4 protein-coding genes are annotated in these 1,307 nt (G+C 64.7%); 3 read left to right on the top strand and 1 reads right to left on the bottom strand.

Features of this window, described 5'->3' with window-relative positions; genetic code table 11:
* Positions 1-262, bottom strand: a 262-nt coding sequence (locus JHD77_RS31820; RefSeq protein WP_199506571.1) for a hypothetical protein, incomplete at its 3' end; no start/stop codon positions are given.
* A gap of 173 nt (positions 263-435) precedes the next feature.
* Here JHD77_RS31820 and JHD77_RS31815 point away from each other — a divergent pair.
* From JHD77_RS31815 to JHD77_RS31805, 3 genes are all read left to right on the top strand, one after another.
* Entirely contained in the window at positions 436-732 is a 297-nt protein-coding gene (locus tag JHD77_RS31815) for a putative holin (protein WP_003152187.1), read from the top strand.
* Positions 733-734: 2 nt separating this feature from the next.
* Complete coding sequence (locus tag JHD77_RS31810; protein WP_162835812.1) at positions 735-893, top strand: hypothetical protein; 159 nt, start codon at positions 735-737, stop codon at positions 891-893.
* On the top strand, positions 890-1,307 hold a 418-nt coding region (locus JHD77_RS31805), incomplete at its 3' end, for a lytic transglycosylase domain-containing protein (protein ID WP_199506570.1). The genes JHD77_RS31810 and JHD77_RS31805, both read left to right, overlap by 4 nt.

Here is a 1,307-nt window from a genome sequence, read left to right as displayed (position 1 = left end):
AGCTGAAGCGCAGCCAGCCCAGCGCGTTGCCATCCGGTCCGCTGAACGGTATCCAGAAATCGGCATAGCCATTCGGGAGTGGCTCCCCGAAGGCTATGCGTAGTTCCGCGCCCCTGTCGCTGCGGTGTCCAGCTTCAATCCAGACGTCTGCCCCTTTGTACCAGGACAGGTCTGGCTTTGGAGCAGACAGCCCCAGGATGCTCCTGATCTTGCCGGGATCACGCTGGATGAGTTGCAGGAGCAGGTCTTCGTGCCTGGACATGATAGTGGTCTCCTCGGTGATGGAGATCCAATGCTGATCCGTCGCCCTATCGATTGATTGTTCGGTACCCAAAAAGAGCCTTCGCGCGCGCGTGACGATGATGTCCGGGTGTCCTGCAGGAGCAGGATGCCCATCAGTTGGCCAGGGATGGCCACCCCATCGGGAGCATCGTCATGTCATCGCCGCAACCCCGGCGCCGCCGCGCGCCGCGTATGACCAGCTGGACGCTGGTCACCCTCGTCCTGCTGATCATCCTCGCCGCCATTCGCCCGGAGCAGCTCCAGGTCGTCGCCTATAAGCTGGTCCTAGTGACGCTGGGCGCAGTGGCCGGCTACTGGATCGACCGCAGCTTGTTTCCGTATGTGGCCCGCCCGCACGAATGCTCGGCCAACCTGGTGGTCGTGGGTGCCTGGCTGCGCCGTGGGCTGATCGTGCTGGCCTGTATCCTCGGCCTGACGCTGGGGCTCTGACCATGGGCGCCCCGCAGATCATCTGGATCGTGCTGGCCTCTGTGGTCCTGGTTACGTCCTATGCGTGCGATGGCCTCACCAACGTGATCAGCTTCAAGCAGCGCGTGTTCGACGTGATCGCGATGACGGCCCTGGTGTGGTGGGGAGGCTTCTTCGGATGAAGCGCCTGCTCACCCTCGGCCTGCTGGGCCTGCTGACCGCCTGCCAGCCGGCCTTCGCGACGGATCGCATCCCCACTGCCGCCGAGCAATACCGGCGCACCCTGGTGCGCAGCGCCCATGCCGAATGGGGCCTGTCGGCGCCGATCGCCACCTTTGCCGCACAGGTTCACCAAGAAAGCCGTTGGCGTGCTGATGCTCGCTCGCCGGTTGGTGCCCAGGGCCTGGCGCAGTTCATGCCCGGAACCGCGGAGTGGATCGCCGGCCTGTATCCGGCCGCCCTCGGCACCAATCAGCCGTTCAATCCTGGCTGGGCGCTGCGCGCGCTGGTCACATACGACCGCTGGCTCTACGACCGAAACCAGGCCTCCAGCGAGTGTGACCGCTGGGCATTTGTACTGTCCGCTTACAACGGCG

The sequence above is a fragment of the Pseudomonas sp. P20 genome, from assembly GCF_016463925.1.
Lineage (GTDB): Bacteria > Pseudomonadota > Gammaproteobacteria > Pseudomonadales > Pseudomonadaceae > Pseudomonas > Pseudomonas aeruginosa.
Note: the sequence above shows the minus strand (reverse complement) of the source record. Positions and strands in the feature narration are given on the sequence as shown.